Source organism: Bacillus sp. FSL P4-0248 (assembly GCF_038593305.1).
Lineage (GTDB): Bacteria > Bacillota > Bacilli > Bacillales > Bacillaceae > Bacillus > Bacillus safensis.
This window is the reverse complement of record NZ_CP151983.1, coordinates 3,635,065-3,649,755: the sequence shown is the minus strand read 5'-3', so window position 1 is coordinate 3,649,755 and position 14,691 is coordinate 3,635,065. Positions and strand designations below refer to the sequence as shown.

Annotated in this window: 12 protein-coding genes; 7 read left to right on the top strand and 5 right to left on the bottom strand. The window is 39.9% G+C overall.

What is annotated here, in order from left to right:
* Positions 1–3 precede the first annotated feature (3 nt).
* The 4 genes from NST65_RS18755 to NST65_RS18740 are packed head-to-tail and all read right to left on the bottom strand — an operon-like array spanning position 4 to position 4,530.
* Positions 4–1,623 (bottom strand): (2,3-dihydroxybenzoyl)adenylate synthase, encoded by a 1,620-nt coding sequence (locus NST65_RS18755; RefSeq protein WP_111927495.1) that lies wholly within the window; start codon positions 1,621–1,623, stop codon positions 4–6.
* 27 nt (positions 1,624–1,650) lie between these two features.
* Positions 1,651–2,829, bottom strand: a complete 1,179-nt coding sequence (gene dhbC, locus NST65_RS18750; RefSeq protein ID WP_111927494.1) for an isochorismate synthase DhbC — start codon at positions 2,827–2,829, stop codon at positions 1,651–1,653.
* A gap of 26 nt (positions 2,830–2,855) precedes the next feature.
* Positions 2,856–3,641, bottom strand: coding sequence for a 2,3-dihydro-2,3-dihydroxybenzoate dehydrogenase (locus tag NST65_RS18745; RefSeq protein ID WP_111927493.1), 786 nt, complete (start codon positions 3,639–3,641; stop codon positions 2,856–2,858).
* A gap of 4 nt (positions 3,642–3,645) precedes the next feature.
* Entirely contained in the window at positions 3,646–4,530 is an 885-nt protein-coding gene (locus NST65_RS18740) for an alpha/beta hydrolase-fold protein (protein ID WP_111927492.1), read from the bottom strand.
* Positions 4,531–5,064: 534 nt separating this feature from the next.
* Here NST65_RS18740 and NST65_RS18735 point away from each other — a divergent pair.
* The gene (locus tag NST65_RS18735; protein ID WP_024424038.1) at positions 5,065–5,283 is read left to right on the top strand and encodes a hypothetical protein; all 219 of its coding nucleotides are present in this window, start codon (positions 5,065–5,067) and stop codon (positions 5,281–5,283) included.
* Between the two features lie 161 nt (positions 5,284–5,444).
* Here the strand turns inward: NST65_RS18735 and NST65_RS18730 are convergent, their stop codons facing one another.
* On the bottom strand, positions 5,445–6,302 hold the full coding sequence (locus tag NST65_RS18730; protein WP_111927491.1) for a hypothetical protein: 858 nt from the start codon (positions 6,300–6,302) through the stop codon (positions 5,445–5,447).
* A gap of 109 nt (positions 6,303–6,411) precedes the next feature.
* Between NST65_RS18730 and NST65_RS18725 the strand changes: the two genes are divergently transcribed.
* From NST65_RS18725 to NST65_RS18700, 6 genes are all read left to right on the top strand, one after another.
* Positions 6,412–7,359, top strand: coding sequence for a DUF4885 family protein (locus NST65_RS18725; protein WP_052712404.1), 948 nt, complete (start codon positions 6,412–6,414; stop codon positions 7,357–7,359).
* Positions 7,356–8,312 carry a DUF4885 family protein gene (locus tag NST65_RS18720; RefSeq protein WP_342489215.1) on the top strand — a complete coding sequence of 319 codons (957 nt, stop codon included), beginning with the start codon at positions 7,356–7,358 and terminating at the stop codon, positions 8,310–8,312. The genes NST65_RS18725 and NST65_RS18720 overlap by 4 nt, the downstream gene beginning before the upstream one ends.
* A 213-nt stretch (positions 8,313–8,525) precedes the next feature.
* Entirely contained in the window at positions 8,526–9,890 is a 1,365-nt protein-coding gene (gene dnaB / locus NST65_RS18715) for a replicative DNA helicase (RefSeq protein WP_003214779.1), read from the top strand.
* A gap of 129 nt (positions 9,891–10,019) precedes the next feature.
* Positions 10,020–10,433: a VOC family protein gene (locus tag NST65_RS18710; RefSeq protein WP_073980031.1), complete on the top strand. Its 414-nt coding sequence runs from the start codon at positions 10,020–10,022 to the stop codon at positions 10,431–10,433.
* A gap of 521 nt (positions 10,434–10,954) precedes the next feature.
* Entirely contained in the window at positions 10,955–12,685 is a 1,731-nt protein-coding gene (locus tag NST65_RS18705; protein WP_176544464.1) for an AIPR family protein, read from the top strand.
* A gap of 627 nt (positions 12,686–13,312) precedes the next feature.
* Complete coding sequence (locus tag NST65_RS18700; protein ID WP_034283601.1) at positions 13,313–14,602, top strand: adenylosuccinate synthase; 1,290 nt, start codon at positions 13,313–13,315, stop codon at positions 14,600–14,602.
* Positions 14,603–14,691 lie beyond the last annotated feature (89 nt).

Sequence of the window (14,691 nt, the reverse complement as noted above, 5' to 3'; positions counted from 1 at the left end):
TTTTTATACGTTGGCAGTATGGGTTGCAGCTAATTCTCTTAATGCTTTTTTACTGACTTTGCCTACACCTGTTTGTGGGAACGCATCGATCCATTCAATGCGGTCGGGAATTTTAAAGGCTGCGAGCCCGCGTTCTCTTAGAAATGATTTTAAGACGTGCGGTGCTGGTTTGTTGTTTCCTTTCGCGATAACAAAGGCACATGAGCGTTCGCCAAGAAATGGATCTGGCATAGACACCATGGCGGCATCATGAATGTCAGGATGCGCAAGTAAATGGTTTTCAACTTCTTCAGCGGCAACTTTTTCGCCGCCACGATTGATTTGATCCTTGTCTCTGCCTTCTACAACAACATTTCCTTCTTTGGTTAATCGCACGATGTCACCTGTTCTGTAAAAACCATCGGGTGTAAATGCTTTTTTGTTTTGTTCATCGGCTTTATAGTAGCCGCGAATCGTATAAGGCCCTCTTGTTAAAAGATGTCCAGCCACTTCATGCGGAACGGGCTTGTCCTCATCATCTACCACTAGTACCTCATCATATTCAGACATCGGGCGTCCTTGTGTATGAATTATGATATGTTCAGGATCATCTAATCTGGTATAGTTGACCAGACCTTCTGCCATGCCAAAAACTTGCTGTAACTTACATCCAAGGGCAGGCTTCACTCGTTTTGCTGCCTCAGCACTGAATTTAGCACCACCGACTTGTAAGACTTCAAGACTCGATAAGTCATCTGATCGATGAGGAGCGGCCTCTAGCCAAATCAATGCGATAGGTGGAACGACAGCGGTAATGGTCGCCTGTTCTTTTTCAATGAGTGGAAAGACGACATCAGGGCTTGATCCAGGTGCAAGAACGACTCTTCCGCCTGCGTATAACGTTCCAAGGACGCCAGGCGAGCTTAATGGATAGTTGTGCGCAACTGGAAGTGCAGCTAGATACACACTTTCTTGTGTGAGCTCGCACACCTCATTGCTTTTCCAAAGACTATAAATATAGTCATCATGTGTACGAGGAATGAGCTTTGAAAGGCCTGTGCTGCCTCCAGATAACTGAAGAAACGCAATATCGCTTGCCTCTACATGAATTTGAGGATCAAGTGCTGGGTCCTTTCGCAGATCATCCAAGCATAGGAATTCCTCAGCTTCTCCTGCAACAATGACATGAGGTAATGAGGGAAGCTTTTCTTTCACTTGACGTGCGAGTGATCGATAATCAAAGCTGCCATCAATATCTGGTATGACATATGCATCTGCTTCGGCAAACTCAATAAAATAAGTGATTTCACTGCTTCTATGAGATGGCAGAGAGAACACGGGTAAAGCACCGATTCGAAATAAAGCGAAAATGACTTCAAAAAAAGCAGGAATGTTAGGAAGCTGCACGACAACTCGACTGCCTTTTTGAATTCCAAGCTGATGAAAACCGGCAGCAAGACTGCTGACGCGTTCGTCAAGTTCTTGGTAGCTTATGTGTGTATCAGCGTATGTAATGGCTGTTTTATTTCCTAACGATGCGGCGCGTTCACGAAGCATACCGCCAAAGGTTTCCCCACGCCAACAGCCGTTTTCACGGTAGCGCTTTACAAATTCTTCTGGCCATGTAGGTGGTTGAACAAACATGTTTTTGTCATCTCCTATTTATTTTTATCACTGATGGATGCCCATCGCGTGAAGCATCGTGTTGAATTTTGCAGATGTTTCAGCTAGCTCTTCTTCTGCCTTTGATCCTTTGACCACTCCTGCACCAGCAAAGAGACGGAGAGAATGACCCTCAGCTTCTGCACAACGAATGGTGACAATCCAATCACCATCACCATTTGTATCTGCCCAACCGATCATTCCTGTGAAAAATCCTCGATCGAAGGGTTCAATCGCTTGAATGGCTTCACGTGCATCTGCTGTAGGTGTGCCGCATACTGCGGGTGTTGGATGAAGGCTAAGTGCCAAATCAATTGAGGACACACTGGAATCTATTAAGTCACCTTTGACCACAGTAGATAAATGCCACATCGTTTCTGTTTGAATGACGGATGGTGATGCAGGCACATCTAGTGTATGACAGTATGGAGTAAGCGCTTTAGTGACAGCTTCAACAACCACTGCGTGCTCGTGTAAATCCTTCGCTGAGGTAAGGAGTTCATCTCGGCGGCGCTGGTCTTCTACTGGATCTGAACTGCGCGGCCGAGAACCAGCGAGTGGATTGGAAATCACAGATGAACCAGTTTTTGAAAGAAGCAGTTCAGGGCTGGCTCCAAGAAGTGTGCGCTTTTGGGAAGCCTTCGGGTCAGCTATATTTGCAGCAAACGTATAGCCAGTCGTATTATGACGAGCCAGTCGTTCGAGTATTGTTTTTGTATGAATATCTCGATTTGCTTTGAGATGGAGAGATCGAGAGAGTACGATTTTGCTAAGCTCTCCGTTCTCAATTTTAGCTAATCCTTCGTTCACACCATTCATGTAGACCTCTGGAGAGGGGACAGGTGTCACCTCATAGGATGGCGATGCCGCTTCTGACTCCTCATCACCTTGTTGAAATTCGAGTGGATCACTAAACTGTACATGGACTGGTACATTTAAACGAACGGGCTGCGCCGGATCAAATGGGACAGCACCAGCCACAATCGGTGTTTGGATACCAGCTTGTTTGGCATCGTCAAATACATGCGCTACCCTTGTGGATAGTTCATTTAGCTGATTGGTCTCAATATGCTGGAAAATCCCTTCGGCAAGTATCGTGCGTTTAGGTGAAGCAAGAAAAAAAGCGCCTGGCTGATAGTCTTGAAGCAACTGTATTTTTTCTTCTGACGACAATAATGAATGTTTCATGAAAAGGCCTCCTTTTAAATGAAATGCTAGATTCCGAGTGTTGCGCCGCCATCAATCGTGAGGTTCTGCATCGTAATATGACTGGATTGCTCAGATGCAAAGAAAATGACTGCATCAGCGATATTTTGAGGATCAGCGATTTTTTGTAAAGGAATACCGGTTTTATACGTCTCTAGTGAACCTTTAATCACCTGATTTTCTCCTTGTTTATCAGGCCATAAAGCCCATTGCATAGGCGTTGCGGTAGACCCAGGAGAGACGACGTTGCACCTGATTCCATAGGCAGCCAGTTCTAATCCAAGCGTTTTTGTAAATGAAGTGGCTGCTGCTTTTGAAGCGGCGTAGGCAGCCATATTCATTCTAGGAATGGCACCTGCGTTAGAGCTGACGGTCACAATGACCCCTTCTGATCTTTTCATCATGTATTTGGAGACAGCTTGAGATACGTAAAAGACACCATGTGTGTTGACTGCGAAAGTTTGTTGCCAGTCATCTGCACAAAGCTGGTCAATAGAACCCATTCGAAGAATGCCTGCTACATTGACCAGTAAATAAATGGGGCCAAGCTGCTTTTCAATTTGATCGACTATGTGCTGAACAGATGCTTGATCGGTAATGTCACCTGGATAGGCAAAGGCACGTATGCCTTCATCCTTCATTTGCTGGACGGTGCTTTGCAGCTGATCTTCTTTTACGTCAACTGCTGCAATAATCGCACCTTCTTCGGCTAGTCTTTTTGCGACTGCTTGTCCAATACCCTGTCCTGCGCCTGTGATAAGGACAACTTTTTGAGATAGACCACTGTGTTTCATGTGTTCACTGCCTTTCCTTCATGTCTGTGGTTGTGAAAGGATCATCATGATAGAGTGCAAATCGAAAAGCGTCATTCATCAGCACCGGTAAAACGGACGTATGTCCTTCTTTAGGGAATTCGTGATAGGCTGTATGCAAGCCATATGGGGATAAGGGCAGCATACGATTTGCTAGTGAATTTGCATGATCATTCATTTGACACGGATGATGTTTTTCTAACTCACCTACACCTACAAGCAGCCTGACATCCATAGGCATCTGACGTATATGGCTGGTGAATTGGTGTTCTTTTTCTAGAAATAATTTTTTGTTCCAGTGGATAGAAGGACTGCCTGCAATATATGTTTGATAAGCATCAGGGTGCTCAAATAGTGTGTGTAATACAAAAAGACCGCCAAGAGAGTGCCCAAATAGTGTTTGACGACTCTGGTTGATCGGAAAGCGCTGCTCGATATAAGGCTTTACAATCTTTTCTAAAAAAGAAAAGAACGCAGAGGCGCCGCCATATGTATGGGTGGAGAAATCCTTTCTTTTGCCACCAATGGAAGCGTCAGGGCCGGTTAGAGTGAGATCATAATGCCTGAGCGGATGATAGGGCGCTTCTGTCTGATAGCCAATTCCAACAATGATGGCAGGTACAACACCTGTTTTTTCGGGTCTTCTTGACTGTAAACTAATGGCTTCGACCATTGTGCCAAAAAGTGAATTCCCATCAAGCACGTACATGACTGGAAAACCAGCCGCTGGAGGAGTAGTATTCGGTTTAAATATAAAAAGTCTGTATGGGTGTGCTGTGATATCCAGTTGCTCCGTCCCGGGTATAAAAAAAGGACGGCTTTCTCCGAAAAGAGAATCCTCAGTACCCATTCCTTCAGGGCGTTTGGACATGTGTAAAAAATCCCCTTCCTCAAATTGACTCTCATATGCTGATAAAAGCAGGCTTGCGGATATAGGATGAGTGTAGAGATTGAAGAATGGTCCCTTCAAATGAAAATGATTCTCAATTATCACGCAAGCAAATCAAATGATAATGGTTATCAATTATGAAGTCAAATGTTCATTAAGTGGTGTAATTGATAATTTGATCTAAATTTTCGGAAAATAAAGGACTAAATAACTACCAAATGAATGGAAATAGGGAATGCCGGACTGAGTCATTTAAAAAGAGGAGAAATGCCAAAAGACCTTGACCGTCACGGGATATTTACCATTTTCTTCTGTTTGATTCAGGAATATATATAGGTTTTTCTTCTTGAAATCATTTTGAGGAAAAATAAGTCTATAGACCTTCTTGTATTTTTAGGAAAAAAGAGGAGAATTTTTCGAAAAGCTGGTGAGCATATCTCACAACTTATTCAATCTCATGCGTAAATTCATATACAATTTTCTAAGTAAAACAAGATCGAAGGGAATGTAGGCAGAATGAAAACTCCATTAGGAAAGCTAAGGCTAAAACTGCTTGAACATCAGCTCAAACTGAAAAATACGTTTACAGTGGAAGAATATCAAGAAATGAAGCAATCATTACATGAAATACGGATGACATTTGCGGCCTATGAACAATGGGATTTATACCAGCGGGCCACCGATATGATCACCATCCTCCTCTTTCAACACGCCCTCAAGCAAAACCACCATTAACACCTTCACTTTTTATGAGCAGCGTATTTCTTATGAAAGGACGGTGCTGTTTTAAAGTTGGCCAAATATCATATAGCATCAAAAATGCGGAAATGAAAAAAGTAAGGGATGTCCCCTTACTTTTTGATCAATTGGTGTACATGTCTGTAAACACCATTCAATTAGAATCCATCTGTGACATCATATTCGTAACGGATATCGGCTTTGACATTGCTCATAGTAGATCTCGCAGTAGCCTTTGCGTTGTACTTAAAGCTCCATTTTTGAGCCACTTTTAATTCATCTTCCAGTGAAATACGATAGGACCCACTTGTTGCAGATGAAAAAAGTGATTGGTTCCAAATCTTGTTTTCATCAGCCATCAGTTTGTGTGTGACATTTCCTTGGTTAGGCGATTGGGTACTAGTTGTTGAAATCGATTTAACGATTGCATTTTTAGGGATAGAAGAATTGTTCGTTAAATCCATTGTAATGATAGAAGAATCAACTCCTAAAAAATTCAAAGAAGTATTCCCCAGGTTGGTAGCGGTCCCCGTAAAGTTGAATGTACTATTTCCAGATTTAATTCGATCTTGAATGGATACAGTAAAATACATATTTCCTGTATATGTGCCACGAGTTACTTTCACAAAATAAGTTTCTGAAGTTGAAGTAACTTCATCAGTATTGGCAAAAATAAACGGCGTAATTGAATCAGGGTTAATCACCCTACTTCTTTCATCTGAACTTTTCGAATTATACACCTCGATTTTCATCCCTGTATATTGCTTATTATACGAACTTCTGACATAAACTCTTTCACCTTTATTGATCGTAAACTGATAATACGCTTCATTTTCACCTTCAGGTAAGATTGTTGTATCTGGGCGACTATTTTTCCAATATCCCATTGAGCTTGCTGTGTTAGGGCTGTTATTCCCCGTAATCGCTGCTTCTGCTGAATTAGGTGCAAAAAAACTAGTAACAAGCACGAATACCAATGCAGGTAACAAAAAACGTTTGAAGATAGTATTTGTCATATTTTAACCCTCCTTGTAATAATTACTATATCGGATCGAAACTAACAAATTTTAACTGAATTGCCGATATATTTAATAATCACTATTTTTTTAAAAAAGGAGAATCAAAATGAATATTAACTCGTCATACACGGCAGTTGCTTCAAACAATCAGAACCGAATAGACTCTAAAGATCAATCAGCTATTAAAAGTACAAACGAGGTGATGACCGAAGCTGATAGAAGAATGAAAATTTTAGATGAAAAATACCAAAAAATAAATGAACAAAATAAACGATTCAAAGATCCTCATGGTCATATATTTGATAAGTATCGAAATCCAAACTCCCCTTATTTCAGAAATGATTTAACTAAACCGGAAAGAGAGGCGGCTTACTCTATTGAAATTGGATGGGCTAATAGTGGAACAGGAGGACATTTTAATTCTAATGATGCCGCCTTTCGTAATGAAAAACGGTATGACCCTACCCAAGAAAGTGTAGAAAAGAAAATACTCAATCGCCAAAAAGTGAACGAACAAATACAAGATTTATTCTCTAAAAACGGGATATCCCTTCCTAAAAACACAAATCTCACTTTTACCATTGACCCGAACAATTTTAAATTGGTGGTAAGTGGTTCAAAAGACGAAACGCTGATGAAACAAATAGAAGACTTATTAAATACAACCAACAATACAAGAGAATTATTTTTCCATATCATGAAAAGCAGAAATGATGATTCTACTCAATTCACACCGGATTCTCTGGCCAAGTTCCATCTTGTTAATCAAATCAAAACGGTCACAGGCTACAATTTAAAGGATTTAAGCATTGTAAATGGTCAATTTGTAACGGATAACGGAACGAATATTTTTGATCTATACAAAGAAGAACTTCTTAAAAATCCATATACAGCAGAAAATGCGCGCATTGCCGCTTCACATTACGGAGCACAGCTATTTGATCTAGCGAAAAACGGGTTTGACTCTATTCCCGATTTAGTTTTATCTATTGGTTATCAAAACGGTTCCTTATATGACATTGGACAAAAGGTGAATTACGGAGTATTAAAGTGAAGATAAATACATCGAATACGACAGCTGTTCTAAATAAGCAGAACCTTCCGGACTTCAATAGCCATCCAGCTATTAAAAGTACAAATGAGGTGATGACCGAATCTGATAGACGGATGAAAATACTAGATGAAAAATATGAAAAAATAAATGAACAAAATAAACGTTTCAAAAATCCTCATGGTCATATACACGATAAGTATCGAAATCCACGCTCGCCTTATTTTAGGAGTGATCTAACTAAAGTAGAAAGAGAAGCTGCATATACGATGGAGATTGGCTGGGCTAATTCTGGAAAAGGTGGACAATATGACTTTAATGACGCCATCTTCCGTAACGAAAAACGGTACGATCCTACTCAAGAAAGCGTAGAGAAAAAAATATTCAATCGGCAAAAGGTCAACGAACAATTACAAGATTTATTCTCTAAAAACGGGATATCCATTCCTAAAAATACAAATCTCACTTTTACCATTGACCCGAACAATTTTAAATTGGTGGTAAGTGGTTCAAAAGACGAAACGCTGATGAAACAAATAGAAGACTTATTAAATACAACCAACAATACAAGAGAATTATTTTTCCATATCATGAAAAGCAGAAATGATGATTCTACTCAATTCACACCGGATTCTCTGGCCAAGTTCCATCTTGTTAATCAAATCAAAACGGTCACAGGCTACAATTTAAAGGATTTAAGCATTGTAAATGGTCAATTTGTAACGGATAACGGAACGAATATTTTTGATCTATACAAAGAAGAACTTCTTAAAAATCCATATACAGCAGAAAATGCGCGCATTGCCGCTTCACATTACGGAGCACAGCTATTTGATCTAGCGAAAAACGGGTTTGATTCCATTCCAGATTTGGTGTTATCTATTGGTTATCAAAACGATTCTTTACAAGACATTGGGCAAAAAGTGAATTATGGGGTTAAGAAAACGATAGATTAACAAAACTTGAACGATGACGGATACAAAATCATTAGCGATAACGAAAGACTCTATAACAATTGATGTTACAGAGTCTTTTCTATTGAAATGCGCTGGTTTGCACAAAATATCAACATGGTAATTTTGACTATAGTCGATGTTTTTCACTTTTTTATTGATGAAAATGTTAAAATGATGAGTAGCGTATTTTTTTATGAAAGGACGGTGCTTGGCATGACGGAACTTCTCGATGACCGGCTGCCGCCGCAAAATATAGAAGCCGAGCAGGCCGTATTAGGTGCTGTTTTTTTAGAACCATCTGCGCTAACGCTCGCTTCTGAGGTATTAATTCCAGAGGATTTCTATAGAATGTCGCATCAAAAGATTTACAATGCGATGCTTGTACTTGGCGATAGAGGAGAACCGGTCGATCTTGTCACGGTGACATCTGAGCTTGCCAATACAGATTTACTAGAAGAGGTAGGCGGGATTTCGTATTTAACCGATATTGCGAACTCTGTCCCAACTGCCGCAAACATTGAATACTATGCAAAAATTGTAGAAGAAAAATCCATTTTAAGACGTCTGATCCGTACGGCGACAACCATTGCACAAGATGGATACACACGTGAGGATGAAGTAGAGGACCTGCTGAGCGATGCGGAAAAGACCATTATGGAAGTGGCGCAGCGTAAAAACTCAGGAGCCTTTCAAAACATTAAGGACGTTCTTGTTCAAACATACGATAATATTGAACAGCTTCATAACCGTAAAGGCGATATCACAGGGATTCCAACAGGTTTCTCTGAGCTTGACCGGATGACAGCTGGATTCCAGCGAAATGATTTAATCATTGTAGCGGCTCGTCCATCAGTAGGGAAAACCGCCTTCGCATTGAACATTGCCCAAAATGTCGCGACCAAAACGGACGAAAGTGTTGCTATCTTTAGTTTAGAGATGGGTGCTGAGCAGCTCGTTATGCGTATGCTTTGTGCAGAGGGGAATATCAATGCACAAAACCTAAGAACCGGTAATCTGACAGAAGAGGACTGGGGCAAGCTGACAATGGCGATGGGCTCGCTGTCAAACAGCGGAATTTTCATTGACGATACACCTGGAATCAGAGTAAGTGAAATTCGCTCGAAATGCCGCCGATTGAAGCAAGAAAATGGTCTTGGCATGATCCTGATTGACTACTTGCAGCTCATTCAAGGGAGCGGGCGATCAAGCGATAACCGTCAGCAGGAGGTTTCTGAAATCTCTAGGGCATTAAAATCGCTGGCAAGGGAGCTTGAAGTTCCGGTTATTGCCTTGTCTCAGCTTTCCCGTGGGGTAGAGCAGCGTCAGGACAAACGTCCGATGATGTCTGATATTCGTGAATCAGGAAGTATCGAGCAGGATGCCGATATCGTGGCATTCCTTTATCGTGATGATTACTATGACAAAGAATCAGAGAATAAGAACATTATCGAAATCATTATTGCCAAACAGCGTAACGGTCCAGTTGGTACAGTATCACTGGCGTTCGTCAAAGAATATAACAAATTCGTCAATCTGGAAAGAAGATTTGATGATGCGGGTGTTCCGCCCGGTGCTTAAAGCCCAGCTCAAGAAGCTGGGCTTTTTTGATTGATCTACATCGAAAGAATGATTGAAAAAACAATCAAAATGAGGAGGAGAGAGAAAAAGAGAGAGCGTATACTAAAAGGAGAAAAGGAGTGAAGACTGATGAAATTTCAACAGTTTGAAGCCGCTCAATTACGTATCGCACGCCCAACCGTCAACATGAAAGAGGTTGTTTCCTTTTATGAAGAAGGCTTAGGGCTCAAACGAATAGGCTCATTTGATCAGCATGAAGGGTACGATGGTGTGATGCTCGGGCTGCCTCACCAGCATGTTCATTTAGAAATCACCAAACATGAAGAAGAAGAAAGCCTGCCCGTCCCGCATCCAGAACAGCTGCTTGTTTTCTATATTCCGGATGCAGAGGAATTTCAGCAAATGAAAGAGAGATTGATCTCATTTGGCGGACGGCATGTCACCTCAACGAATCCATACTGGGACCGGGGAGGAGCAACCATTGAAGATCCAGATGGGTATCGAGTTGTGCTGATGAACACAGATGGTATTACACCCGTTTAAAAAAGACTCCCCTAGCGTGTAGACACCTCTCGCATTCGGTGTCAGGACTGCGTGCAGGTGCTCGTCTTTCCTAGCCTTCAAAGGTTTTCTATCACGCTGAAATGAAGGAAAAGGCTAAAACAAGACCTTTTTCAACATCTGAAGACTCCCAAATAGGGAGTCTTTACTTTTATGAACGGGGCGTGATTTGCAGTTTCAGCTCTTTCAATCCATACACTTTGCTGCTTGTGATCGGAACTTAAGAGAGGAGTTCTAGTGACTCATATCGTTCCATTAAGGCCTTCATAGCATTATGCTTCGAGGCGGGCCAGTGGTGGGCCTAGACAGAAATGGATGCCGTGTCCGAAACCAATATGAGGGTTAGGGTGGAGGTGTAGATTAAATTCATTTGAGTGGGAGGGGGTGTTTATCTCAGATAACTATGAAGAATATAATTTTAGAAAAGGTTTTTAAAAATAAGCGGATGAATTTCTAATTTTATGTTAAAGTGGAATTAAATGCTTAAAGGGGAAGGAGACCTAATGGACAGAATAACAAAGAACTATTTACAGGAGTTTATTAACGAGAATTCATTAGAGAGTTTAAATGATTCTGAAAAGTTCGAGCATTTTTCAGGTGCCATAGTTACATCAACTCATTACACTGAACTGTTTTCAAGTTTCGATATTTCAATCGGTGGTGGTGATGATTGTGGCTTAGACTGTTTTGCGATATTAATTAATGGATCACTAGTAAACGATGTTGATGAAGTACAGAACTTATATGAAACTAATGGTTTTATAGAGTGTACCTTTGTAATTACACAATCTGAGTCATCAAGTAGTTTTAATTCACAGAAAGTTGGAGCAATTGAAAATGGTATAATGGATATTTTTTCTGAAAAACCTGAAATGCCACAAAATAATGCTATAAAAACGAAAATTCAAATTATAAATAAAATTTACTCTCTTAGTAGTAAGTTCAGAAACGGAAATCCCTCTCTGTATATTTATTATTTAACAACCGGGAGCTGGAGTGAGGATAGAAACTTAGTACAACGAAAAAAAAGATTGATAAAAACCATTTCAAGTTTGACTTTATTTAAAGATGTCAGCTTCGAATATCTAGGTGCTTATGAAATTCAAAACCTGTATCGACAAATGAGGAATTCTATTGAAAGGGAAATTCAATTTATTAATAAAACTACATTGCCAGATTTGCCTCCAGAATATGAAGTTCAGCAAGCGTACAGCGGTTTTTTACAGATCAATGAATTTTTGAAATTAATTCATAATGATAGAGAGGAAATTATACATTCAATTTTTTATGATAATGTTAGAGATTTCCAAGAGTGGAATGGTATAAACATAGATATAAAAGAGACTTTAACAGATTCAAATAAATATGTATTATTTCCCCTCCTTAATAATGGTATTACACTAGTCGCTAAAAAAATCGATGTAACAGGAAATAAGTTTCTGATTAAAGATTATCAAATAGTAAATGGTTGTCAAACTAGTCATGTTATTCACTCTTCAAAGGATGAGCTTATAGAAGGGATGTTAATTCCCATTAAACTAATAGCGACAGAGAATGAAGATGTAAAAAATAGTATTACTAAAGCAACAAATAGACAGACTGAAATAACTGAAGAGCAGTTATTTGCATTATCAGATTTTCCTAAAAGACTCGAACAGTATTTTACAACTTTTACAGATAATAAAAAATTATATTATGAAAGAAGATCCAAACAATATAATTTTAATCCAGATGTAGAGAAAGTTCGAGTTATCAACTCTACAATTTTAATCCGTTCATTTGCAGCAATGTTTTTAAATTTACAACATAGGACAACTAGAAATTATAAACTGCTACAAAAACAAATAGGTAAGGATATATTTAAGGATGATCATAAACTTGAAATGTATTATATATCAGCTTATGCCTATTACAAGATGGAATATTTATTCAGGTCACAAATATTAAGTCCTACTCTTAAGGCCGCAAGATTTGCATTGCTAATGATTTTTAAAGAGTTAGCAATGGATAACTTAAAACAGCCTCAGTACTTCAATTCCAGAGATATGGAAAGATATTGTAATCAAATGATGGATATACTATGGGATAACGAAAGATGTAAAAATTTATTTATTGAATCATCTAAGATAATCTTAGAAATTTCCGGCGACAATTATAGTACCGATTTTGTACGTACAGATTCTTTCACTAATCTCATCATTAGTTACTTTAAGAAAGAAAAAGTAATTCAGTAGAATATGAGGCCACCCTTATTAAGGGTGGCTTTATTATTCAGTTATTGATCCCACAATTACATAATTTTGACGGGTGAATACTTTTAGAGTTGAAAAAAAGAGCGCGCTGCATATGTATATATTTTTCACTTTTATCAGCATTTGCAGGAACATGAAGAGGAGTATCAGACTCTCTTAAAAAGAGGACGAGAGCTCAATATTCATCAGACGGTGAATGCCTATTTTGAAGAAAGCTTTTCTTTGGAGGCAGAAGAGGCCGCTGTTACAAAGCCTGACGCGAATCTCGTTTCTATTGACATGCAGAAGCATTTTGTCATTTCTACTTATGTAGGTCCGGCTGAGTGGTGGCTGAGGACTAAAGGCCTTACTCACCTGACTTTATGGCAAGATCGATGATTCAATTAATTGAAAATCATTAAAAATAGGGAATTAGTTGTTTTTGCTCAAAATCTCCATTTTTAAGCACTGGAAAAGTGATTAAAGCGCTTTTCTCTATATTTAAAACGAACAAAATTCGATTTCGAGATATTAATGTTCGGATTTCACGTTGACTTTTTCGGTGTGCATTGATAAAATAAATGTGTTTGAAAGAGATAACGTTTTGAAAGGTTAACGGAGGTGCACGATATGTCTTCAGTAGTCGTAGTAGGTACGCAGTGGGGTGACGAAGGGAAAGGGAAAATTACCGATTTCCTTTCAGAAAATGCAGAGGTGATTGCCCGTTATCAAGGGGGAAACAATGCAGGTCACACGATCAAATTTGATGGAGTGACTTATAAGCTACACCTCATTCCATCCGGTATTTTTTATAAAGAGAAAACTTGTGTCATCGGTAATGGAATGGTGGTTGATCCTAAAGCGTTGGTCACTGAGCTTGCGTATCTTCACGAACGGAATGTGAGTACAGATAACCTCAGAATCAGCAATAGAGCCCATGTTATTCTGCCTTACCATTTAAAATTGGACGAGGTAGAAGAGGAGCGGAAAGGGGCTAACAAGATCGGCACGACGAAAAAAGGAATCGGGCCAGCTTATATGGACAAAGCAGCCCGCATCGGTATCCGCGTCGCAGATCTATTAGATCGTGAAGTATTTGAAGAGAAGCTTGCACGTAATCTAGAAGAGAAAAATCGTCTTTTAGAGAAAATGTATGACACAGAAGGCTTCAAGATTGAAGATATTTTAGATGAGTATTATGAATATGGCCAGCAAGTGAAAAAATATGTCGTAGACACATCTGTTGTTTTGAATGATGCACTAGATGAAGGCCGCCGCGTGTTATTTGAAGGCGCACAAGGGGTCATGCTTGATATCGATCAAGGGACATACCCATTTGTGACGTCATCTAACCCAGTAGCTGGAGGCGTAACGATTGGTTCTGGCGTAGGACCAACGAAAATTCAACATGTGGTTGGCGTGTCAAAAGCGTACACTACACGTGTTGGAGATGGCCCATTCCCGACAGAACTTCATGATGAAATTGGCGATCAAATTCGTGAGGTTGGCCGTGAATACGGTACGACAACTGGACGCCCGCGCCGTGTTGGCTGGTTTGACAGTGTTGTTGTCCGTCATGCGCGCCGTGTGAGCGGAATTACAGATTTATCTCTTAACTCCATCGACGTACTGACAGGGATTGAGAAATTGAAAATCTGTGTCGCTTATAAATTGAATGGAGAAATCACAGAGGAATTCCCAGCAAGCCTAAATGAATTAGCGAAATGTGAGCCTGTCTACGAAGAAATGCCAGGATGGACAGAGGATATTACAGGCGTGAAGAACTTAAGTGAGCTGCCTGCAAATGCCCGCCATTATTTAGAGCGCATTTCACAATTAACAGGTATTCCACTTTCCATTTTCTCAGTCGGACCAGATCGTTCACAAACGAACGTTGTCCGCAGCGTGTACCGTCCATAAGAATAGATTGATGAAGCGCCAGTAAAATCTCGCATTTTGCTGGTGTTTTTTTGTTTAAATATTCCTTAATTTCACTAGAACGGACTTCC

Coding starts and splice junctions, on each gene's coding strand:
- NST65_RS18725 (WP_052712404.1), top strand. CDS start 6,412: ATGAATATTAACTCGTCATACACGGCAGTTGCTTCAAACAATCAGAAC.
- NST65_RS18740 (WP_111927492.1), bottom strand. CDS start 4,530: ATGTCCAAACGCCCTGAAGGAATGGGTACTGAGGATTCTCTTTTCGGA.
- NST65_RS18730 (WP_111927491.1), bottom strand. CDS start 6,302: ATGACAAATACTATCTTCAAACGTTTTTTGTTACCTGCATTGGTATTC.
- NST65_RS18700 (WP_034283601.1), top strand. CDS start 13,313: ATGTCTTCAGTAGTCGTAGTAGGTACGCAGTGGGGTGACGAAGGGAAA.
- NST65_RS18705 (WP_176544464.1), top strand. CDS start 10,955: ATGGACAGAATAACAAAGAACTATTTACAGGAGTTTATTAACGAGAAT.
- NST65_RS18710 (WP_073980031.1), top strand. CDS start 10,020: ATGAAATTTCAACAGTTTGAAGCCGCTCAATTACGTATCGCACGCCCA.
- dhbC (WP_111927494.1), bottom strand. CDS start 2,829: ATGAAACATTCATTATTGTCGTCAGAAGAAAAAATACAGTTGCTTCAA.
- NST65_RS18735 (WP_024424038.1), top strand. CDS start 5,065: ATGAAAACTCCATTAGGAAAGCTAAGGCTAAAACTGCTTGAACATCAG.
- dnaB (WP_003214779.1), top strand. CDS start 8,526: ATGACGGAACTTCTCGATGACCGGCTGCCGCCGCAAAATATAGAAGCC.
- NST65_RS18745 (WP_111927493.1), bottom strand. CDS start 3,641: ATGAAACACAGTGGTCTATCTCAAAAAGTTGTCCTTATCACAGGCGCA.
- NST65_RS18755 (WP_111927495.1), bottom strand. CDS start 1,623: ATGTTTGTTCAACCACCTACATGGCCAGAAGAATTTGTAAAGCGCTAC.